The 20,170-nt window shown below is 75.1% G+C and carries 19 protein-coding genes; 11 read left to right on the forward strand and 8 right to left on the reverse strand.

The window, feature by feature from the left end; genetic code table 11:
- Positions 1-9: 9 nt before the first annotated feature.
- From urtB to BLS43_RS19665, 3 genes are all read right to left on the reverse strand, one after another.
- Positions 10-894, reverse strand: a complete 885-nt coding sequence (gene urtB / locus BLS43_RS19655) for an urea ABC transporter permease subunit UrtB (protein WP_093087123.1) — start codon at positions 892-894, stop codon at positions 10-12.
- Positions 895-999: 105 nt separating this feature from the next.
- Complete coding sequence (gene urtA, locus BLS43_RS19660; RefSeq protein WP_093087126.1) at positions 1,000-2,253, reverse strand: urea ABC transporter substrate-binding protein; 1,254 nt, start codon at positions 2,251-2,253, stop codon at positions 1,000-1,002.
- Between the two features lie 181 nt (positions 2,254-2,434).
- Entirely contained in the window at positions 2,435-3,277 is an 843-nt protein-coding gene (locus BLS43_RS19665; RefSeq protein WP_093087129.1) for a hypothetical protein, read from the reverse strand.
- Between the two features lie 73 nt (positions 3,278-3,350).
- On the opposite strand from BLS43_RS19665, the gene cds1 reads away from it, so the two are divergent.
- A complete protein-coding gene (gene cds1 / locus BLS43_RS19670; protein ID WP_218129905.1) occupies positions 3,351-4,409 on the forward strand; it encodes an L-cysteine desulfhydrase Cds1 in 1,059 nt (352 codons plus the stop codon).
- A gap of 31 nt (positions 4,410-4,440) precedes the next feature.
- On the opposite strand, the gene BLS43_RS19675 is transcribed toward cds1, so the two are convergent.
- Positions 4,441-4,815, reverse strand: coding sequence for an STAS domain-containing protein (locus BLS43_RS19675; protein ID WP_093087135.1), 375 nt, complete (start codon positions 4,813-4,815; stop codon positions 4,441-4,443).
- Positions 4,816-4,994: 179 nt separating this feature from the next.
- Between BLS43_RS19675 and BLS43_RS30110 the strand changes: the two genes are divergently transcribed.
- From BLS43_RS30110 to BLS43_RS19700, 5 genes are all read left to right on the forward strand, one after another.
- Positions 4,995-5,228 carry a DUF2795 domain-containing protein gene (locus BLS43_RS30110; RefSeq protein ID WP_093087138.1) on the forward strand — a complete coding sequence of 78 codons (234 nt, stop codon included), beginning with the start codon at positions 4,995-4,997 and terminating at the stop codon, positions 5,226-5,228.
- A 127-nt stretch (positions 5,229-5,355) separates the two neighbouring features.
- Positions 5,356-6,123 carry an ABC transporter ATP-binding protein gene (locus BLS43_RS19685; RefSeq protein ID WP_308116965.1) on the forward strand — a complete coding sequence of 256 codons (768 nt, stop codon included), beginning with the start codon at positions 5,356-5,358 and terminating at the stop codon, positions 6,121-6,123.
- Positions 6,120-7,769, forward strand: a complete 1,650-nt coding sequence (locus BLS43_RS19690) for a sensor histidine kinase (RefSeq protein ID WP_176921434.1) — start codon at positions 6,120-6,122, stop codon at positions 7,767-7,769. Before BLS43_RS19685 ends, BLS43_RS19690 begins: the two co-directional genes overlap by 4 nt.
- Entirely contained in the window at positions 7,766-10,120 is a 2,355-nt protein-coding gene (locus BLS43_RS19695; protein ID WP_093087146.1) for an ABC transporter permease, read from the forward strand. The genes BLS43_RS19690 and BLS43_RS19695 overlap by 4 nt, the downstream gene beginning before the upstream one ends.
- Positions 10,114-12,489 (forward strand): FtsX-like permease family protein, encoded by a 2,376-nt coding sequence (locus BLS43_RS19700; RefSeq protein WP_093087149.1) that lies wholly within the window; start codon positions 10,114-10,116, stop codon positions 12,487-12,489. The genes BLS43_RS19695 and BLS43_RS19700 overlap by 7 nt, the downstream gene beginning before the upstream one ends.
- Before the next feature lie 50 nt (positions 12,490-12,539).
- Here the strand turns inward: BLS43_RS19700 and BLS43_RS19705 are convergent, their stop codons facing one another.
- Positions 12,540-12,941 carry a response regulator transcription factor gene (locus BLS43_RS19705; RefSeq protein ID WP_093087152.1) on the reverse strand — a complete coding sequence of 134 codons (402 nt, stop codon included), beginning with the start codon at positions 12,939-12,941 and terminating at the stop codon, positions 12,540-12,542.
- Positions 12,942-13,149: 208 nt separating this feature from the next.
- Between BLS43_RS19705 and BLS43_RS19710 the strand changes: the two genes are divergently transcribed.
- On the forward strand, positions 13,150-14,796 hold the full coding sequence (locus tag BLS43_RS19710; protein ID WP_093087155.1) for a S1 family peptidase: 1,647 nt from the start codon (positions 13,150-13,152) through the stop codon (positions 14,794-14,796).
- Between the two features lie 67 nt (positions 14,797-14,863).
- On the opposite strand, the gene BLS43_RS19715 is transcribed toward BLS43_RS19710, so the two are convergent.
- A complete protein-coding gene (locus BLS43_RS19715) occupies positions 14,864-15,256 on the reverse strand; it encodes a cytochrome P450 family protein (RefSeq protein WP_093087158.1) in 393 nt (130 codons plus the stop codon).
- A gap of 182 nt (positions 15,257-15,438) precedes the next feature.
- Here BLS43_RS19715 and BLS43_RS19720 point away from each other — a divergent pair, with 182 nt between their 5' ends.
- The 3 genes from BLS43_RS19720 (at position 15,439) to BLS43_RS19730 (ending at position 16,815) form a co-directional block, all read left to right on the forward strand.
- Positions 15,439-15,888, forward strand: coding sequence for a MarR family winged helix-turn-helix transcriptional regulator (locus BLS43_RS19720; RefSeq protein WP_093087161.1), 450 nt, complete (start codon positions 15,439-15,441; stop codon positions 15,886-15,888).
- A 70-nt stretch (positions 15,889-15,958) separates the two neighbouring features.
- Positions 15,959-16,498, forward strand: coding sequence for a dihydrofolate reductase family protein (locus tag BLS43_RS19725; protein WP_093087163.1), 540 nt, complete (start codon positions 15,959-15,961; stop codon positions 16,496-16,498).
- A complete protein-coding gene (locus BLS43_RS19730) occupies positions 16,495-16,815 on the forward strand; it encodes a hypothetical protein (protein ID WP_093087166.1) in 321 nt (106 codons plus the stop codon). Before BLS43_RS19725 ends, BLS43_RS19730 begins: the two co-directional genes overlap by 4 nt.
- 22 nt (positions 16,816-16,837) lie before the next feature.
- Here BLS43_RS19730 and BLS43_RS19735 read toward each other — a convergent pair whose 3' ends face one another.
- Together BLS43_RS19735 and BLS43_RS19740 are read right to left on the reverse strand one after the other, a co-directional pair.
- Positions 16,838-17,497 carry a response regulator transcription factor gene (locus BLS43_RS19735; protein ID WP_093087168.1) on the reverse strand — a complete coding sequence of 220 codons (660 nt, stop codon included), beginning with the start codon at positions 17,495-17,497 and terminating at the stop codon, positions 16,838-16,840.
- Positions 17,498-17,519: 22 nt separating this feature from the next.
- Entirely contained in the window at positions 17,520-18,704 is a 1,185-nt protein-coding gene (locus BLS43_RS19740) for a glycosyltransferase family 2 protein (RefSeq protein WP_093087170.1), read from the reverse strand.
- A gap of 60 nt (positions 18,705-18,764) precedes the next feature.
- Here BLS43_RS19740 and BLS43_RS19745 point away from each other — a divergent pair, with 60 nt between their 5' ends.
- On the forward strand, positions 18,765-20,045 hold the full coding sequence (locus tag BLS43_RS19745; RefSeq protein ID WP_093087172.1) for a competence/damage-inducible protein A: 1,281 nt from the start codon (positions 18,765-18,767) through the stop codon (positions 20,043-20,045).
- Positions 20,046-20,170 lie beyond the last annotated feature (125 nt).

Raw genomic sequence — 20,170 nt, forward strand, 5'->3', positions numbered from 1 at the left:
CGTCGGCGGTCACACGAGGCTCCTCGTCCGGACCTGGAAGATCCCCTGCGGGCGGAACTGGAGGAACGCCACGACCAGGGCGAACACGATGACCTTGGCGATGGACGCGGACGTGGAGTACTCGATCCAGGACTGCGCGACGCCGAGCACGAAGGCCGCGATCACGGCGCCCTTGATCTGCCCGATGCCGCCGATGATCACGACGAGGAAGGCGTCCACGATGTAGCTCGTCCCGAGGTTGGACGAGATGGAGCCCATCAGCGTGAGCGCCACCCCGGCGACGCCCGCCAGCCCGGAGCCGAGGAAGAAGGTCAGCATGTCCGTGCGGCGGGTGGAGATGCCGGCGGACTCGGCGAGCTGGCGGTTCTGCACGGTGGCGCGGATCCGGCGGCCCAGCGGGGTCAGCTTCAGCAGCAGGGTCACGGCCACGACCGCGACGATGGCCAGGACCAGGATGAACAGCCGCGAGCGCGGGAAGGAGAACCCGAGGATCTCCACCGGCCCGGACAGCCACCCCGGCGCCGGGACGTCGACGCCCGCGGTGCCGAACAGGTCGCGGGCGAGCTGCTGCAGGATCAGCGAGACACCCCAGGTGACCAGCAGCGTGTCCAGCGGCCGGTGGTACATGCGGCGCAGCAGCGTGACCTCGAGGAGCACCCCGAGCAGGCCGCCGACGACGAAGCTGACGGGGAGCGAGACCAGCAGGGACAACCCGGCGTCGCCGAGCACCTGCTGGCACACGTAGGCGGTGTAGGCGCCGGCCATCATGAACTCGCCGTGCGCCATGTTGATCACGCCCATCTGCCCGAAGGTCAGGGCGAGGCCGAGCGCGGCGAGCAGCAGGATCGAACCGACGGAGAGCCCGTTGAAGACCTGGGTGACGAGGATGTCCACAGGGGAAGTCCTTCCGCCCGGGGACCCGCACTGTGGAGCCACAATGCACCCGGGAGAGGCCCCGAAAGCGCAGTGTGGAGCCACACTGCGCTTTCGGGGGTGCGATCAGCCGGAGAGCGAGCCCGCCCAGGGGTACGTCTTGAGGTAGGGGTCCGGCTCGATCGGGGCGCCGCTGGACCACTCGGTGTAGATCAGGCCGTCGGGCCCGATCTTGCCGATGAGCGCGGTCTTGGCGATGTGGTGGTTGTCGCCGTTCACCGTGACCTTGCCCTCGGGGGCGTCGAAGCTGACGCCGCCCGCCGCGGCCTGCACGTCCGGCACCGCGAAGGAGTTGGCCTTCTCCACCATGCCCTTCCAGAGGAACAGCGAGGTGTACGCCGCCTCCATCGGGTCCGAGGTGACCTTCGTGGCGCCGTAGGTGGTCTTGAACTCCTCCACGAACTTCTTGTTCTCGGGGGAGTCGATGGTCTGGTAGTAGTTCCACGCGACGGGCTGGCCGACGATGTTGTCGACGCCGATCCCGCCGACCTCCTCCTCGGCGATCGACACCGACAGGACCGGCATGGTCTGCGGGGTCAGGCCGAGGTTGCGGTACTCCTTGAAGAACGCGACGTTCGAGTCGCCGTTGAGCGTGTTGAAGACCGCGCCGGCGCCGGCGTCCCGGACCTTCGCGACGATCGTCGAGAAGTCCGTGTGGCCGAGCGGGGCGTACTCCTCACCCTTGATCTCGATGCCGTTGGCCGCCGCGTACGCCTTGATGATCTTGTTGGCGGTCTGCGGGAAGACGTAGTCCGAGCCCACCAGGAACAGGCTGGTCACGCCCTGCTCCTTGAGGTAGTCCAGGGCCGGGACGATCTGCTGGTTGGTCGTGGCGCCGGTGTAGAAGATGTTCTTCGACGACTCCAGGCCCTCGTACTGGACCGGGTAGAACAGCAGCGCGTCGTTCGACTCGAAGACCGGCAGCATCGCCTTGCGGCTGGACGAGGTCCACCCGCCGAAGACCGCCGCCACGCAGTCGCTCTGGATCAGCTTCGTGGCCTTCTCGGCGAAGATCGTGGGTTCCGAGGCACCGTCCTCGGCGACCACGCTCAGCTGCTTGCCCAGGACGCCGCCGCTCGCGTTGATCTGGTCGGCGGCCATCTTCAGGCTGTCGTAGACCGTGTTCTCGCTGATCGCCATCGTCCCCGAACGGGAGTTCAGGAAGCCGATCTTCACGCTGTCGCCGCTGGTGTCCACGCAGGACTCGGCGGCGGCCCCGCCCCCCGCGTCGTCGACCCGGGATCCGCAGGCTGTCAAGGCGAGGCCGAGGGAGAGGAACGCGGCGGTCAGCAGGGACCGCCGCGCGCGCTGTGAGCTCATGGGGCGGGACGCTACGAATGGGGTGTTTCGGACGGCGTAGTGCCGCGGTTGCCTCGCCGTTGCCCAGCGCTGGGCCGCACGGGTGAAGATCGACTGAAGCGTGTCACGCGAATGACGACGAAGTGAACGAAACACCCATACGGGCTAGCGCTCTACTCCGGGACGTCAACGCGTTATCGGATCATCCGGACCGCAGGGAGTGGCGGTTGTCACTCGACTCGGTGCGGGGCTCCGGGACCCGCGGGGCGGGGCGGGGCGGGGTGTCGAAGAGGTCGGCGGTGCCGGGGGTGGCGGTCCAGACCGGGCGCGCGGTCTCGCCCTCCGCGCGGGGCGCGACGGGGAGGACGCCGGTCTCGGCCTGCTCGTCCGGCGCGTCGGCGGTCGCCTCGTCGCGCGGCGCGTCGGTCGGTGCTCCGGTCGGCTCGGTGAGGGGCTCCGCGAGCCCCTTCAGCTGCGCGCCGAGGAGGTCGTGCACGCGGGCGAGCTCGGTGCGGACGGCCGCCCGCAGGCCGCGCAGCTCGGCGCCGCTGCGCTCGACCCGGGCCCGGACCGCGGCGTGCTCGGCCCGGCCCGCGGCCGCGGCGGCGCGCTCGGCGTCCGCGTCCGCCCGGGCGGCGGCGGCGTCCGCGTGCGCGCGTTCCATCAGGTCGGCGGCCTCGCGGGTGGCGGCGGCCCGGAGCTCGGCGACCTCGCGCATGCCCGCCTCGAGGATCGCGTCGACGTCTCGCTGCGCGGCGGCCCGCAGCTCGGCGGCCTCCCGCTCGGCGAGCCGGACGACCTTCTCGGCGCGGAACCCGAAGCTCTGCGGGGCCACGGGCAGGCCCTCGGCGGCGGTGCCGGCGCGCAGGACCCGGAGGTCCTCGGCCATGGCGGCGGCGTGCTGCTCGGCCATCCGACGGCCGTTCTCCGCCACCTGGGCGCGCCGCTCCAGCTCACGGACCAGCGCGTCGACCTGGTCGCGGGCGTAGCCGCGCCGGACGACCTCGAAGGCGCCGGACTGCTCGGCGGGGGGATCGGTGGCCACGACTCCCGAGTGTGACGGGCCGGTTGCGCGAACACCACCCGGGGTGCGTCAGCGCACCCCGTATCGTCGGCGAGTGGACCGCGAGTGGGTGGACGAGGCCGTACGGCGGGTCGAGGCGGACGCGAACCGCTCGGCGGACACTCATCTCCACGTGCTGCCGATGCCCGCCGACTGGGGGATCGACGTCTATCTCAAGGACGAGTCGGTACACCCGACCGGCAGCCTCAAGCACCGGCTGGCCCGGTCGCTGTTCCTGCACGCCCTCGTCAGCGGCCGGATCGGGCCGGACACCACCGTCGTCGAGGCGAGCTCGGGCTCGACTGCGGTGTCCGAGGCCTACTTCGCGCAGCTGATCGGCGTGCCGTTCGTCGCCGTGATGCCCCGCTCGACGAGCCCGAACAAGGTCGCGCTGATCGAGCGGTACGGCGGTCGGTGCCACTTCGTGGAGCACGGCGGTGAGGTCTACGCCCAGGCCGAGCGGCTCGCGGCGGAGACCGGCGGGCACTACCTGGACCAGTTCACCCACGCCGAGCGGGCCACGGACTGGCGGGGCAACAACAACATCGCCGAGTCGATCATCGCGCAGCTTGCGCAGGAGCGGCACCCGGTGCCCGAGTGGATCGTGGTCGGGGCGGGCACCGGCGGCACCTCGGCCACGATCGGGCGGTACCTGCGGTACCGGCGGCTGCCCACCCGGCTCGCCGTCGTCGACCCGGAGAACTCGGCGTTCCTGCCGGGGTGGGCGAGCCGCGACCCGGACCACGTCACGGGCCTGCCGAGCCGGATCGAGGGGATCGGACGGCCGCGGATCGAGCCCAGCTTCGTCCCCGGCGTCATCGACCTGATGCTGCCCGTGCCGGACGCGGCGAGCATCGCCGCCGTCCGCCACCTGCACGCCCACACCGGCCGGTTCGCGGGCGGCTCGACGGGCACGAACCTCTGGGGCGTCTACACCCTGGTCGCGCGCATGCGGGCCGAGGGGATCCGGGGGAGCGTCGTCACCCTGCTGTGCGACGGCGGCGAGCGGTACCGCCACAGCTACTACGACGACGCCTGGGTCGCCGCCCAGGGCCTCGACCTCGCCCCGCACACGGAGGGGATCGAGCGCTTCTACGCCGACGGCGTGTTCTAGTGCCCCGTCCTGAACGTTTCTGGACGGGGCACTAGCTACTGAGGGCCTCGGTGACCCCGTCCGCCACATCGAACAGGCCGAGCAGGCCGGTGGCCTGCAGGGCGCGGGTGACGATCCGGGAGCCGCAGACCAGCTTCAGGCTGTGACCGCTGCGGTCCACCTGGTCCTTCGCGGCGACCAGCACGGCCAGCCCGGCGGACCCGAGGAACGTGACGCCGGAGAGGTCCAGGACGACCAGCGGGGCCGCGGGCAGCCGCGCGTCCAGCTCCGTGCGCAGCAGGGGAGCGGTCAGGGTGTCGATCTCGCCCCGCACGTGGGCGACCAGCGAGGAACCGTCCCCCGCCTGCTCGAACCGGACGACATCGCTGATCTCGACGCCACCCTCGTCGGCGGGTGTCTCACTCATGCTGCACCGTGCTCCTCGACATCTTCCGCTCTTCGCCTGCCGTGCGGACTGTCGCCTCAACCGCACGGCAACCCTACGGGTGGCCGCTGCGACCACACAACACGGCATGTTTGGGTGCGTGTGACCTGGGGCACCCCGTCGCGTTCCCGCCGACGGAGACGGGTCACCAGGAGGATCCCGTGTACCGACGGACTCAGCGCACCGACGTCGTTCGGCTCGGCCACGTGCTCGCGGGCCTGACCTATCCGGCCGCCAAGTGGCAGCTCGTCGCCCACGCCGACCACTACGGCGCGGACGCCGTCTCCCGGGCGCAGCTGTGGTCGCTGCCGCCGGGCACGTACGGCGACCTGGCCGCGGTGTGTCAGGCCCTCGGAGTGCTCCCGGCCCGCAGGCCGGTGCCGCAGGCGCGGTAACGCCGGGCGGCGCGCCCGCGAGGAGGGTGATGCCAGTACCACCTCGACCGGTGTACCAGCCGGTGTCTTCGCGCTGAACAGCACGCAAGCCTCCCGGCGCACCGGCCTGACTCCCTAGGGTGAGCCGGTGACAGAGCCGATGTCGGTGCGAGACCCCGCACTGGTCGTCCGGGGTCTGCGGAAGACCTATGAGGCGGGCACCGCCCCGGTGCGTGCGCTGCGCGGTGTCGACCTGACCGTGCGCGCGGGTGAGTTCGTGGCGCTCATGGGGCCCTCGGGGTGCGGGAAGTCCACGCTGCTGCACCTGCTCGCGGGCCTCGACCGGCCGGATGAGGGCACGATCGCGCTGGACGGCACCCGGATCGAGGACCTCGCCCCGCAGCGGCTCGCCCGGCTGCGCCGCCGCAGCGTGGGGCTGGTGTTCCAGTTCTTCCACCTGATCGAGCACATGTCCGCGCTGGAGAACGTGGCGCTGGCCGCGCTCGTGGCCGGGGCCAGGCCGCAGGAGGCGACGGCCCGGGCGCGGGACCTGCTGGACCAGCTGGGTCTGCTGGACAAGGCCCGGGAGCTGCCCGCGGCCCTGTCCGGCGGACAGCGCCAGCGGGTCGCGATCGCCCGGGCGCTGGCCAACCGGCCCACGCTGCTGCTGGCGGACGAGCCCACCGGCGCGCTGGACTCCGACGGCGCCGCCGAGGTGCTGGACCTGTTCCGGCGCCTGCACGCCCTCGGCCAGACGATCCTCATGGTCACCCACAGCCGCGAGGTCGCGGACGGCGCGCAGCGGCTGGTCCGCATGCGGGACGGCCGGATCCTGCTCGACGGCGAGGTGACCTCGGGCTCCATCGAGGTCCCGGCGGAGCTGCGGGCCGCGAGCGGTCCGTGGGCGCGGCCGTGACCGAGCCGCCGCTCCCCGCGGGCGCGGGCTTTCGCACCCACCGCCGGGTCGGCCCCGGCACCGGCCGCCGCGCCCGGCTGTCCCTGCTGCTCTCGGGCCTGATCGGCGCGGCGGGCGTGATCGCGCCCGGCGTGGTCGTCGGGCTCCTCGGCGGCGGGCCCGCCTGGTGGGTCACGGCCGCGATCGCGGGCGTGGTGTTCGCGGTCGGCGTGGTGCTGACCTTCAGCGCCGCGGCGCGGCGGGCGAGCACGGCGGTGCTGGTCGGGGCCTCGGAGTTCGGTGGCCTGTCGGTCGCGGTCTGCACCGGTCTGCTGGTCCTGCTGCTGGTCTTCGGCAGGCTGCCGCTGGGCGCGGAACGGGCGCTGCTGGACCCCGCCCTCGTCGCGATGCTGGTGGTCGCGGTGCTGGCCGGCCCGCTGGGCAGGCGCGCCGCGCGGGCCACCCGGTCGGCGCTGCAGGGCGTGCGCCGGTCGCCGGACGAGCTGCTGGCGGACTTCGCCGAGCGCGCGGGCCGCGGCACCCCGGTCGACGACCTGCTCCGCCAGCTCGCCGAGACCATGCGCCGGGACTGGCGGCTCGCCCGCGTGCAGATCTGGGCGGACCGCGCGGACGGCACGCTCGCCCGCACGCTGGTGGTGCCGGCGACGGCGGAGGAGGGCCCCGACCCTGCGCCGCTCGACGCAGGCGAGCTCGCCACGCTGCAACGCACCGGCGTCGCCGGGCCGGGCTGGCTGGAGCTGTGGCTGCCGCACCTGATCGAGGAGGACGGGCCCGCGCGCCGAGGTCAGCTGCGGCTCGCCCCCGCGGTGCACGGCGGCGAGGTCCTCGCGCTCGTCGTGATCGAGCGGGACGCGGACGCGGACCCCTTCGGCGAGGCGGACGAGCGGGCTCTGGCCGAGGTCGTGCGCAGGCTGGCGATCGTGCTGCGCAACCGCGCGCTCGACGAGGCGCTGCAGGCCACCCTGGCCGACCTGCGCCGCACCAACGCCGACCTGCAGGCCTCCCGCACGCGTCTGGTCGCGGCGTCGGACGCCACCCGGCGGCGGATCGAGCGGGACCTGCACGACGGGGCCCAACAGCACCTCGTGGCCCTCGCGGTGGGGCTGCGGCTGGTCCGGGACGGGGTCGACGGACCGGACGGGGGCGGGGCGGGAGCCGGCACGACCGAGCTGCTCGACGAGCTGGACCGCGGCGTCCGGGACTCCATCCAGGCGCTGCGCGACCTCGCCCACGGCATCTACCCGCCGCTGCTGCGGGACGCCGGGCTCGGCGACGCCCTGCGCGCCGCGGCCAAGCGCAGCCCGCTGACCGTGCACGTCGACGCGGGTGACGTGGGCAGGCTGCCCGAGCAGGCCGAGGCGGCGGTCTACTTCTGCTGCCTCGAGGCCCTGCAGAACGCGGCGAAGCACGCCCCGGGCTCCACCGTCACGATCACCCTGCGCACGGAGGCCGACCGGATGGTCGTCCGGGTCGCCGACGACGGCCCCGGCTTCGACCCGGCCCGGGTCGCGGGCGGCGGCGGGCTGCAGAACATGGCGGACCGCCTCGGCGCGATCGGCGGCACCATCGACCTCACCTCGACGCCGGGCGAGGGCACCGTGTTGACCGGGCGCGTCCCGGCACCCGCCCCCGCCGCGGCGGGATGAGGACCCGCGAGGGCCGGGGGCGCCTCTCCTCGGGCGGCCCGATCCTCGTCGCGCGGGCCGTGCTGCGCGAGCGCTGGTGGGCCCTGCTGGCCCTCGGCGTGGTGTTCGGCCTGGTCGGCGGTCTGGTCCCGGCGGCGGGTGCGGTCGCCGAGCGCACCGCGACGGCGTACACCCGGCTCGTCGAGGCCGTCCACCTCGACGACGCCCGGACGATCGTCCCCGCCGATGTGCCCGAGGTCGTGGCGGAGGTGCCGACGATGCCGGGCGCCGCCGCGGCGTGGACCCCCGAGGCGTGGATCGTGCAGCTTGACGGCTCGCCCGTCCGGTTCTCCTCGCTGATCGCCGGGACGCCCCCCGGGGACCTGGTCGCCCCGGTGCTCGTGGCCGGCCGGGCGCCGGACCCCGCGGCGCCGGACGAGGTCGTCGTGAGCGAGCGCTCGGCCGAGACGGGCGTCTCGCTCGGGGCGGTGCTGCCGGTGACGATGCTGACCCTGGACAACGTGGCGGACTTCGCCGTGGGGTTCACCGCGGCCGGGCCGCGGACCACCCTGCGGGTGGTCGGGGTGGCGCGGATGCCGAGCTGGGGCAACGCGCTGCCGGACGTCGTCGGCGGGCCGGGCTTCGCCGCCGCGCACGCCGGGACCGGCATCGGGCACGCCGTCTACGTCCGCTTCGACGACACCCCCGACGCCGCCGCCCGGTTCACCGAGGCGTTCACCGCGGCCGTGGCCCGCCACCCCTCGGTCGTGTCCGACTACCTCGCCCCCGCGCTCGAGACCCCCCGGACCACCCCCGACCAGGCGGTCGTCGCCGCCGAGCGGGCCCTCCTCGTCGGGATCGGGCTGTTCGCGCTGGTCGTCGGCCTGGGCGCGGTCCAGGTGCTCGGGCTCGGCCTGCTGCGCACCGGCGCCGCGGCGCGCCCGGCCCGGTCGGTGGAGGCCGCCCTGGGCATGACGCTGGGGCAGAGCCTGGGGGCACGCGCCCTGGCGGCGTTCCCCGCCGCCGTCGTCGCCGGGGTGCTCGCCGCGGGCGTGGTGATCGCCGCGGGCACCCTCGAACCGCTGGGCAGCCAGGCCCGGTTCGAGCCCGCGCCCGGGTTCCGCCCGCAGTGGGCGCTCGCGGCGGTGGGCGGGCCCGCGCTGACGGCGACGTTCGTGCTGGTCGCGGTGCTGACCGCGGCGCTCACGTGGCGGACGTCCGCCGCGGAGGAACCGGGCCCGGCGCCGCGGCGGTCGCTGGTGCGGCGCTGGCCCGCGCTGCTGCTGGGCAGCAGGCTGGCGGGCGCCGGCGGGCGGCGCGGGCTGCCCCCCGCGGTGACGGTCCTCGCCGCGACGGCCGCCGTCGCCGGGATCGTCGCGACGGTCACCGTCGGGGCGAGCCTGGACCGGCTCGTCGAGGAGCCGCGGCGGTGGGCGGGCGGCGCGGACGCCGTGCTGGTCGACGCGCGGGAACCGGATGTCGCCCGGCTCGTCGACGATCCGCGGGTGCAGTCCCTCGCGCTCTCGGAGACCAGCTACGCGAGGGAGCCGGACGGCGGGTTGCTCGGCATCGCCGCCCAGACGGTGCGCAAGGGGACACCGCCGGTCGAGCTGGTGTCCGGCAGGCTGCCCGCCGCGCCGGACGAGATCGCCGTCAACCCGCGGCTGGCCGCCCAACACCAGCTCGCCGTCGGCGACGTCCTGCCGCTCGTCGCGCCCGACGGCACGCCGCGGGCGATGACCGTCGTCGGGGCGGTGGTGGTCGCGCGCGAGGACTACGGCGAGCTGGGCCAGGACCTGCTCGCGACCCCCGACGGGCTCGCGGCCGTGGCCGTGCCGCGCGCGCTCCCGCTGCTCACCGCGCACGTCTTCGCGGTGCCCGGCGCGGGTGCGGGGCTGGCCGCCGAGCTGGCCGCGGAGCTCGAGCTGAGCCCCACCGCGACGCCCGACGCCGTCCGCAACCTCGCCGACCTCACCCGGCTGCCCGGCATCCTCACCCTGGTCCTCGTCGTCGTGGCGGGCACCGGGATGGTGCACTCGCTGCTCGTCGGGGCGCGCAGGCTGGCCCGCGAGATGGCCGTGTTCACCGTCCTCGGGGCGACGCCCGGCCAGGTCCGCACCACGCTGGCCGTGCTCGCGGTGGCCACGGCCGTGCCCGCGGTGCTGCTCGGGGTTCCGCTGGGCGTCGGGGTCGCGCGGCTGTTCTGGTGGGAGGTCGCCACGGCGGTCGGGGTGGGCGGCGACATCGCGGTGCCGGTCGGGGCCCTCGCGCTGGTCGTGGCCGCCGTCCCGCTCGGGGCGGTGCTGGTGACCACGATCCCGGCCCTGCGGCTGCGCAGGCTGCCCGCCACCGCGTCGCTGGGGGCGTGGTGAACCCGGGGATCCTGGCCGTCGCGCGGGCCGAGCTGCGCGCGGGCGGGCGGGCGCTGGTGGTGCTGGGCCTGCTCGCCGGGGTCGTCGGCGGACTGCTGCTCGGGGCCACCGTCGTCGGCGACCGGACCGCCAGCGCCTACTCGCGGCTCGTCCAGGACACCGGGCTCGACGACGCCCGCGCCTACCTCCCGGCGGACCTGCCCGAGGTCACGGCCGGGTTCGCCGGGCTGCCCGGCGTCGAGGAGAGCTGGACCGCGTACGCCTGGATCGCCCAGATCGAGGGCCCCACCCTGCAGTACACCGCCGTCGTCGCGGGCCCCGAACGGCCGGACGACCTGGTCGACCCGGTGATCGTCGCCGGGCGGGCGCCGCGCGTGGAGGCGGCCGACGAGCTGCTGGTCGGCGAGCCGCTGGCCGCGGCGGCGGGCCTGCGCGTCGGCGACCGGATCACCCTGCGCATGCTGACGCTGCGCCAGGTCGCCCGGTTCGACGTCGGCTTCGGCACGCCGGAGGGCGCCACCCGCCGGATGACGGTCGTCGGCATCGGCCGGATGCCGAGCTGGACGGGGCCGCTGGGGGACAGCATGTCCACGCCGGCCTTCGCCGCGCAGAACGCGGGCGCGGCGGGCGGTCGGTCCGGGTTCGCCCGGCTCGCCTACACCGGGGACCCCGTCGCGGACGCGCAGCTGCGTGACGACTTCGTCGCGGCGCTCGCCGCGTCCTACGTGGGGCACCCGCGGCCGCTGCTCGTCGGCAACTACGTGCCCGAGGTGCCGGTGTTCCCGACCACCGAGACCGACCCGGCGGTCGCCGCCTCGGAACGGGTGCTGCGCCTGGGCCTGTGGGGGTTCGCCCTGGTCGTGGCGCTCGGCGGGACCGCGGTCCTCGGTCAGGGGCTGATGCGCCACCACCTGCGCGGCGGCGCCGACCAGCGGGTGGAGAACGCGCTGGGTCTCACCGCCGCGGAACGGGCCGGGGCGCGCGTCCTCGCGGCCCTGGCGGGCGCCCTGCCCGCGGCCGCCGTGGCGGGCGGGATCACGCTCGCCGCCGGCCTGCTGGAACCGATCGGCAGCCAGGCCCGGTTCGAGCCGGAGGGCGGGTTCCGGGCGGACTGGCCGGTCGTGCTGCTCGGCGTGCCCGCCGTCGTGCTGGTGTTCCTCGCCGCCGCGGCGGCCACCGCGGCGTGGGCGGGCCGCGGGGTCGCGACGCTCCCGGTGCTGACCCGACACCGGTCGGTCCGGTGGGCGGTGCGCTGGCCCGCGCTGTTCGTCGGGCTGCGGTTGGCGCTGCGCGGGCGGGCGCTGCCGGGCGGCGCCTCCGGCCTGCCGACCCTCGCGGCGGGCGCGGGCATCGCGGTGACCGTGGCGGGGATCGTGGCGTCGACGATGCTCGGCGCGAGCCTGCAGCGGCTGGTCGACACCCCCGCCCGCTACGGCTTCACCTCCGACCTCACCATCGCGGACGCCCGGGACTCCGAGATGCGCGCCCTCGCCGCGGACAGCCGGGTCGCGGCGCTGGCCGAGGTGGAGACCGGCCGGGTCACGCTCGACCCGTCCCGCTCGCGGCAGGTCGACGCCTACGCGCACGTCGCGATCAAGGGTGACGTCCCGATCTCGCTGGTCAGCGGCACGTTGCCGACCGGCCCCGGCCAGGTCGCGCTCGGCGCGCGGGTGGCGGCGCGCGAGGAGAAGGGGATCGGCGACACCGTGGACGTCCTGTCCTCCGACGGCGTCCCCGCCCGGCTCGTCGTGACGGGGGTGGTGGTGCCCCAGCCCGAACGCGGGGCCCCGCTCGGCGAAGGCCTCCTGGTCACCCCGGACCAGCTGGGGCAGCTGTTCCGGCAGCCGCTCGCGTCCGCGCACCTGGTCGCCGAGCCGGGGCAGGCGGCGTCGGTCTACGCGGACATCGCCGACCGCCTGGAGGTGCACCTGCCCGGCATGCCCCCGGAGATCGACACCCTCGCGGGCCTGCTGCGGCTGCCGGAGATCCTGGCCCTGGTGCTGGCCGCGGTCGCGGTCGCGGGGCTGGTGCACACCCTGGTCGGCGCGGTGCGCAGGCACACCCGGGACGCGGCGGTGTTGGCCGTCCTCGGCGCGACCCCCGGGCAGGTCCGGGCCGCCCTCGGCGTCCTGGCGGGCACGACGGTGCTGCCCGGCGTGGTCGGCGGGGTGCTGCTCGGGCTCGGGGCGGGCCGGGTGCTGTGGTGGCAGGTGGCCAGCGAGACCGGCGTGGCCCCGGACGTCGCCGTGCCGATCTGGCCCATCATCCTGATCGTCCCGGCCGTCCTGGCGGGCGCGGCGATCCTCGGCGCCCTCCCCGCCCTCCGCCTCGCCCGCACCCCCGTCGCGAGATCCCTCCACACGGCCTGACCTCCGACCGCGAGTCGGACACCCCGATCACGCGAGTCGGACGCCGGGGCTCAGGCGGCGGGGTGGATCCGCGCCCAGAGGGCGCGCAGGACCGGCGCCCCGAGCTCCTCCTTGTGCAGGTAGCCCGCGATCGTCGCGGGGTCGATCCGCAGGTCCTCGGCGCGGTAGGTGCTGCACAGGACCGTGGCGGCCTGCGGGGCGACCTCGCGGACCCTGGCCGCGGCCTGCGCGCCGTCGATGCCGGGGAGGTTGTAGTCCATCAGCACCAGGTCCGGGCGCAGGCCCTCGGCCACCGCGACGGCGTCCTCCCCGGTCTCCGCGACGCCCGCGACCTCCCAGCCCGGCATCCGCGCGATCACCGCCGCGGCGGCGGTGCGGAAGGGGCGCTGGTCGTCGACGACCAGCACGCGCACCGGCCCGGGGCCCGTCGCGGATGCTCCCTGTCGCTCCATGCCGGACAGTCTGCCCGCTGCGCGCCCGCGCCGCCGAGGACACGACCCCGTGCGCCTCGATGGGCCCACCGCGTGCCCGGAGGTGGTGCTGGCCCCACCCACGATCGAGGAGGTGACGACCTCGTCCGGGCCTGCGCGGCGGAGCAGAGTTCTCCCTGTCAGCGACGGGCCGATCCGGCCGGATCGCCCACCAGAGAGGACATCAGCCATGACCGGCACCTTCGCCCGCGCCGCCGCCGCCCTCGCCGCCGCCGCGACCGTCACGCTCGCCGCCGCGGGCACCGCGTCGGCCCAGGAGTCGCCGCCCGCAGGCTCACCCCAGCAGGCCTCGGCCACCGAGAAGGCCGCCGCCGAGGTCCGCCCGGCGATCGTCTACCTGACCTCCACCTACACCGCCTACGTGGGCGACACCGACGGTCTCTACTTCAACCAGGGCCAGCCGATCACGCTCACCGGCACCTGCACGGGCTTCGGCGTGAACCCCAACGGCTACATCGCGACCGCCGGGCACTGCGTCGACACCACCACCCCCGAGGGCATCCGGCGGGACTTCGTCACCACCGTGGCCCAGGACCTGGTGAGCCGCGACCCGAGCCTCCCGCTGGACGACGTGATCGAGTACGGCATGGCGAACTGGTCGGTCGAGGGACAGGCCAAGGGCTCCCCGGTGGACGTCCAGTACGCCGCCGTGATCGGCTCCGGCACCGGCAGCTCCACGGACGGCACCTCGGTCCCGGCCCGCCTGGTCGACTTCCGGCCGAACTCCCAGGGAGACGTCGCCCTGCTGAAGATCGAGTCGACCGACCTGCCGTCGGTGGACGTCGACAAGGGCACCTCGGCGGCGATCGGCACCCCGGTCCTGTCGATCGGCTACCCGGCCAGCGCCGACGCCGTCACCGACGTGACCCTGGAGCCGTCCAACAAGGACGGTCAGGTCAGCACGACCCGCACGATCGGCTCGGTGCCCTTCTACGAGACCAGCGCGTCCCTGTCGCCCGGGATGAGCGGCGGCCCGACGGTCGACCTCGAGGGCGACGTGATCGGCATCAACAGCGCCTACGTGCAGGGCGACCAGGCCTTCAACTTCATCGCCCCGGCGACCGGGCTCACCGAGCTCATGTCCCGCAACGGCGTGCAGAACCAGCTGGGCCCCAACGACACCCTCTACCGCGAGGCCCTGAACGACTACTACACCGGCCACTACTCCGACGCGATCGCGGCCTTCGACCGGCTGCTGCTGGTCGACCCGGACCACGCCCAGGCCAAGCAGTTCAAGACCGAGGCCGCGAAGGCCAAGGAGCGCTTCGGCGACGCGGTCACGGCGGCGCCCGCCGACCAGCCGCAGTCCGGTGACGAGATCCTCGGCATGACCCCGTGGGTGTTCTGGACGGTCGTCGGCGGCGGTGCCGCGGTGATCGTCGGCGGGATCGCCCTGCTGCTGGTCCTGCGTCGCCGCAAGGGTGGCGCCGCGCAGGTCGTGACCCCGGCCCTGCCCGCCCCGCGGCCCACCGACGGCTACGCCGCCTGGACCCCCGGCGCCCAGGGCCCGAACCTCCCGCAGCGCCCGGCCGCCCCGGTGTGGGGCCCGCAGCCGATGCCCGCCCGCCCCGCCGCGCCGAGCACGTCCGGTGTGGACTCCGAGGCGCAGACCCGGATCGTGACGCCCGCGGACATCGTCGCCGCGCAGCGTCCGGCCCCCACGGTGAACGGTTCCTCGGTCACCGGCACCGCCGCCGAGGAGGGCGCCACCACCGTGGTCTCGGTCCCGACCACCTCGATCGAGTGCGGCACCTGCGGCACCACCGTCGCCCCCGGCGCGGTGTTCTGCTCCACCTGCGGCACCCGCCAGGCCTGACCGCCGCGGCCCGCCCGCCGAAATGAACCTCAGCCACGCCCGGACCCCGGTCCGGCGTGGCTGAGGTTCATTTCGGCAGGCGGAGGGGGAGGCGGGTCAGGCGGCCACCCCTGATCCCCTCGAGCCGCGCGAGGGCCGCGCCGAGGCAGTAGTGCGGGCCCGCACCGAAGGGCAGGCCCGTGGCCCGCAGGTCGACGAGCACCGGAGCGTGCGCGGGCAGCCGCCCGGCGAGCGCGACCGGGCCGGTGGTGAAGCGCCACAACGTGAACGGCGCCGCGGGATACCGGCGCAGGGTGTCCTCGACGAGGTCCGCGGGCGGGTCGGGCTCGCCAAGTAGTAGTCGAGCGACGAGCACGCCGACCGTCGGGTCGGTGGTGAGCTGCCCGGCGAAGAGCAGCGTGAACACCTGGTAGTGCAGGCCTGCCGTGCCTACCCGCCCCGCCGCCCCCGCCGCCTCCACAGGCTCCGTCGGCTGCCGTCCCCCGGTGTCGGGCAGGCGGGCTGCGAGCCGGGTGGCGATCCCGTCCCGGTGCGGTGGGTTCGGGCGCCGGGTCGGTCGGGCGGCGGACGGACGGTCCGAGCACCGCAACTCTCTGCGTTGTGCAGTAACTGTGCCACGCAGCTAAGCGGTAGGATGGCGTCATGTCAACGCGGGACGGACTCGTCGACCAGGTGCTCCGAGCCGTCGCGGCGTGGCAGATCCCGGTCATCCAGCTCAACGGCCTGATCGCCGAGCGGCTGGGGATGACCTGGACCGATCTGCAGGCCCTCTACGTGCTGGCCAACCACGGGCCGACCACTCCGGGCGAGCTCGCGAAGCGGGTCGCACTGACCAGCGGGTCGGGTTCGCGCATGATCGACCGGCTGGTCGCGGCGGGGTTCGTCCGCCGGGTGCCCGACGGGCGCGACCGCCGGAGGGTGCTCGTCGAGCCGGTGCCCGAGGCCGTCGCCCGGGTCGGCGGGCTCTACGACCGGCTCAACGACCGGCACCGGGCCGATCTCGCCGCTCTCTCCGCGTCCGAGCTGACGGCGTTGCTGGGGTTCCTGCGACGGGCGTCGGACAGCACGGAGGAGGAGATCCGCGATTTCTGAGCGCGGATGTCGAGAACGGGTCGGGGGCTCCGACCGGCAGGTGACACCGTCTTTCGTGAAGGAGCATCCGATGCGCCACATCGTCCACTTCGTCAACGTCTCGCTCGACGGCCGCATCTGCGGACCGGCGGGCGAGTTCGACTGGGCCCAGGTCGGGGAGGACTACTCGGAGCTGTCCTTCAGCCTGCAGACCGAGGACACGACGCTGCTCTACGGCCGCGCGGTCTGGGAGATGATGGCCGGCTTCTGGCCGACCGCCGACGAGCAGTCCGACCACCCGCACACCGTGCGCTACGCGCCGATCTGGCGCGCCGCCCGCAAGGTCGTGGCCTCGCGGACCCTGGAGAAGGCCGAGGGCGCGGAGCTCGTGCGCTCGATCGACGAGATCGCGGCGCTGGACGGCAGGCTGCTGCTGATGGGCGGCGGTCGGCTCGCGGGTGCGGTGGCGGCCGCCGGGCTGCTCGACGAGCTCCAGATCGCGGTCCACCCGGTCGTCCTCGGCGGCGACCACGCCGTGCTCTCCGGCGCGGCCAGGCTCGGGCTCACGCTGCGCGAGTCCCGCGTGCTCGACGGCCGGGTCGTGCTGTCCACCTACGCTGGGAGCCGATGAACCTCCTGCAGCGTGCCGCCCGCCTCGTCAACACGGTCGTCTCCCCGCTCGCCCGGTCGGGCAGGCTCGGGCCGATGACCGAGATCGGCTACGTCGGGCGTCGCTCGGGGCGCGAGGTCCGCCTGCCCGTCGCGTTCCTCCCCGAGGGCGACGGCGGGGTGATCCGGGTGGAGCTGCCGGACCGCAAGACGTGGTGGCGCAACTTCACCGGCGAGGGGGCGCCGCTGTGGGTCCGCGTGGCCGGAGCGGACCGCCCGGGGCACGGTGTGGCGGTGCGGGACGGGCGGCAGGTGCGCGTCGACGTCCGGTTCGGGTAGGCGCGCCCCCCGCGGCCCGACCTCACGCGTTCTGCAGGTAGACCAGCACCGCGGAGACGCGGCGGTTGAGGTCCTTCTCCTCGGAGAGCCCGAGCTTGGAGAAGATCGAGTTGGTGTGCTTCTCGATCGCCCGCTCGCTCAGCACCAACGCGCCCGCGATGCTCGCGTTCGACTTGCCCTGGGCCATCTCGCCCAGGACCTCCAGCTCGCGGGGGGTGAGGGCGTCGAGCTCGCTCGGCTTGGCGCGCTGGGCGGCGACCAGGCCCTCGATGACCGTCGGGTCGATGACCGAGCCGCCCTCGGCGACGCGGCGGACCGCCTCGGCGAGCTCGTCGCCGTCCGCCACCCGCTCCTTGAGCAGGTAGCCGCGCCGGGCGGTGCCGTCGGCCAGCAGGGTCAGCGCGTACTGCGCCTCCGCGTACTGGGACAGCAGGATCACGCCGGTCTGCGGCTTCCGCTTGCGCAGGTCCGCGGCCACCGAGATGCCCTCGTCGGTGTTCGTCGGGGGCATCCGGATGTCGGTGACGACGACGTCCGGGTCGTGTTCGGCGATCAGCGCGTGCAGGGCGGGGAGGTCGGCGGCGGAACCGACGAGCGACAGCCCGTCGGTGCCGTCGATCAGCCGTACGAGCCCGTGCCGGAGCAGGGCGTTGTCCTCGGCGAGGACCACTCGGATCGTCACGCGGCCGATCGTAGGTGGACGATCACGCGCCGGGGAGGTGTGCTGGCCACACCGTTGCGGGTTCGGGATGCCGCCCCCCGACCGGCACCGCCAGCGGCGGCACCCGCCCGCCGGAGCGGCGGGCGCGCCCGCGGGCCCACAGATAGCGCAGCGGCCCGCTCACCAGCGCGGTGCGCGGCATCTCCAGCGGGAGGGTGCTGCGCAGCGCTCCGGGCACCCGGCGCAGCAGCGCGGCCCGCCCGGGGGCGCTGAGCAGCACCTTCGTGACCACCCCGGCGAGGCCGGCCGCGCGGGCCTCGGCCAGGGCGCGGACCTGTTCGCCGTCGGTGGCGTGGTGGTGGCGGACCCAGGCGGCGGGTTCGTGCGCCACGACGTGGCCGCCGAGGACCAGCCGGACGAGGAACTCGGCGTCGTCCCCGCCGGGGCCCAAGGCCTCGTCGAACCCGCCGAGTGCCCGCGCGACGTCCGCCCGCACCGCCATGTTCGAGCCCGCCCCCAGCAGCGAGCGGGAGAGCGGGAGCAGGGCCGTGCCCTCGAGCGCGATGCGGCGGGGCCGGAACTGGGCGCGCGGGCGCGCGAGGTCGGCGACGCGCTCCTGGTCCAGGTCGAGGCGCGCCGCCAGCACCGGCCCGGTCATGCCCGCCACCTGCGGGTCCAGGAACGCGCCCGCCACGCGGCGGGCCCAGCCGGGGTCGACCTCGGTGTCGTCGTCGGTGAAGGCGACGATCCCCGTCGTCGCCGCCACGAGGCCGCGGTTGCGGGCCGCCGCCGCGCCCCGACAGGTGTCCCGCAGGTAGTAGACGCGCGGGTCGGCGAGCGCGTCGACGGCGAGCCGGGTGCGGTCGTCCGCCGGGTCGTGGTCGACGACCAGCACGGTCACCGCGGGGTGGTCGCCCGCCAGCACCGAGCGGACCGTGCGCAGCAGGCCCTCCGGCCGCCGTCGCGTCGGCACGACGACGGTGAGCGGCTCGTCGGAGGACTGCACCGCGCGGCGGGCGTGGACGGGTCCGATCTGCAACCGGACGGCCTCGGCCCGGCCCACGGCGTCCGCGACCCCGCGGCGCAGCCCGACGGTGATCTCGCCGAGCGCGTCGCCACCCGCGGTGACCAGCAGCCGGGCGTGCCGGTACCCGGGCTCGACCTGCAGACCCGCCAGGTCGTCCACCTCGGTGCGCCCGACCCAGGTCGGTCCGTGTTCCGGAACCATGACGCCGAGTGTGCGGGATTGCCGCTGTGACGACACTGAGTACGCAGGTACCGTCCGGATGTGAGTGATCAGAGGCCGCGGGCGGGCGTCGTCGTGACGGGCAGCGAACTGCTGACGGGGGCGGTGCGGGACGCGAACGGACCCTGGGTGGCCCGCGAGCTCGGCGAGCTCGGGTTCGAGGTCGCCCGGATCGAGATCGTGGGGGACCGGCCCGCGGACCTCGTCGCGGCGCTGGAGCACGTCGCGGAGTTCGACCTGGTGGTGACCTCCGGCGGGTTGGGGCCCACGGCGGACGACCTGACCACCGAGATCGTCGCCGGGTACGTCGGGGCGCCGCTGGAGCTCGACGAGACGATGCAGGCGCTCATCCACCGCCGCGTCGCGCGGTGGGCCGAGCGGACCGGGTTCGCGGGCCCGGCGCTCGACGAGGCGACCCGCAAGCAGGCGATGGTGCCGCGCGGCGCCGTCGCGCTGGAGCCGGTCGGCACCGCGCCCGGGCTGGTGGTGCGCAAACCCGCGGGCCCGCTCGTCGTGGTCCTGCCGGGCCCCCCGCGCGAGCTGCAGGGCATGTGGCCCGCGGTGCTCGCGGCGCCCCCGGTGGTGGAGTTGCTGGCCACGGTCCCGCGGGCCGAGCCGCGGTCGCTGCGCTTCTTCGGGCTGCCGGAGTCCGAGATCGCCCAGACCCTGCGGGAGATGGAGCGCGCCCGCGACCTGTCCGCGGTGGAGGTCACGACCTGCCTGCGGCGCTCCGAGCTCGAGGTGGACCTGCACCCGCTGCCCGGCGCGGAGGAGCTGGCCGCCGAGATCGCGGACGAGATCGTGTCGCGCCACCGCAAGAACCTGATCAGCGCGTTCGGCACCACCACCGACGAGCTGCTGGCCGCCGCGCTGGTCGAGCACGGGCTCACCGTCGCGACGGGGGAGTCCTGCACCGGCGGCATGGTCGCGGCCCGGCTGGTCGACCGCGCGGGCTCGTCGGCGTACGTGAACGGCGGGGTGGTCGCGTACTCGAACGAGGCCAAGACCGCGCTGCTCGGCGTGCCCGCGGAGATGATCGCCGAGCACGGCGCGGTGTCCCCGGAGGTCGCCCGCGCCCTGGCGGACGGGGCGCGCGAGCGGTTCGGCGCGTCGATCGGCGTCGGGGTCACCGGGGTGGCGGGCCCCGGCGGGGGCACCGAGGCCAAGCCGGTCGGCTACGTCTGCTTCTGCGTGACGACGGCCGACGGCCTGGTGATCACCCGCGACCCGGTCCTGCCGGGCTCGCGCGGTGACATCCGCGAGCGCTCCACCGATCTCGCGATGCACCTGCTGCTGCGCGCGGCGGGCGGGCTGCCGCGGTAGGGGCGGCACGGGCACGTTTCGTGCGCACGAAACGTGCCACCGCGCGACCCCGCCCACGCACCGGGCCCGGGCCGCCTGCGCGACCCGGGCCCGTCCGTGCACCTTCCTCCGGTCCGCCTGCGGCG

This window comes from Pseudonocardia oroxyli, assembly GCF_900102195.1.
In the GTDB taxonomy this organism is placed as follows: domain Bacteria; phylum Actinomycetota; class Actinomycetes; order Mycobacteriales; family Pseudonocardiaceae; genus Pseudonocardia; species Pseudonocardia oroxyli.

Excerpts from the sequence above, each read along its gene's own strand:
- BLS43_RS19740 (WP_093087170.1), bottom strand. The coding sequence starts at position 18,704 with ATGGTTCCGGAACACGGACCGACCTGGGTCGGGCGCACCGAGGTGGAC.
- BLS43_RS19730 (WP_093087166.1), top strand. The coding sequence starts at position 16,495 with ATGAACCTCCTGCAGCGTGCCGCCCGCCTCGTCAACACGGTCGTCTCC.
- BLS43_RS19675 (WP_093087135.1), bottom strand. The coding sequence starts at position 4,815 with ATGAGTGAGACACCCGCCGACGAGGGTGGCGTCGAGATCAGCGATGTC.
- BLS43_RS19695 (WP_093087146.1), top strand. The coding sequence starts at position 7,766 with ATGAGGACCCGCGAGGGCCGGGGGCGCCTCTCCTCGGGCGGCCCGATC.
- BLS43_RS19705 (WP_093087152.1), bottom strand. The coding sequence starts at position 12,941 with ATGGAGCGACAGGGAGCATCCGCGACGGGCCCCGGGCCGGTGCGCGTG.
- BLS43_RS19720 (WP_093087161.1), top strand. The coding sequence starts at position 15,439 with ATGTCAACGCGGGACGGACTCGTCGACCAGGTGCTCCGAGCCGTCGCG.
- BLS43_RS19725 (WP_093087163.1), top strand. The coding sequence starts at position 15,959 with ATGCGCCACATCGTCCACTTCGTCAACGTCTCGCTCGACGGCCGCATC.
- BLS43_RS19710 (WP_093087155.1), top strand. The coding sequence starts at position 13,150 with ATGACCGGCACCTTCGCCCGCGCCGCCGCCGCCCTCGCCGCCGCCGCG.
- urtA (WP_093087126.1), bottom strand. The coding sequence starts at position 2,253 with ATGAGCTCACAGCGCGCGCGGCGGTCCCTGCTGACCGCCGCGTTCCTC.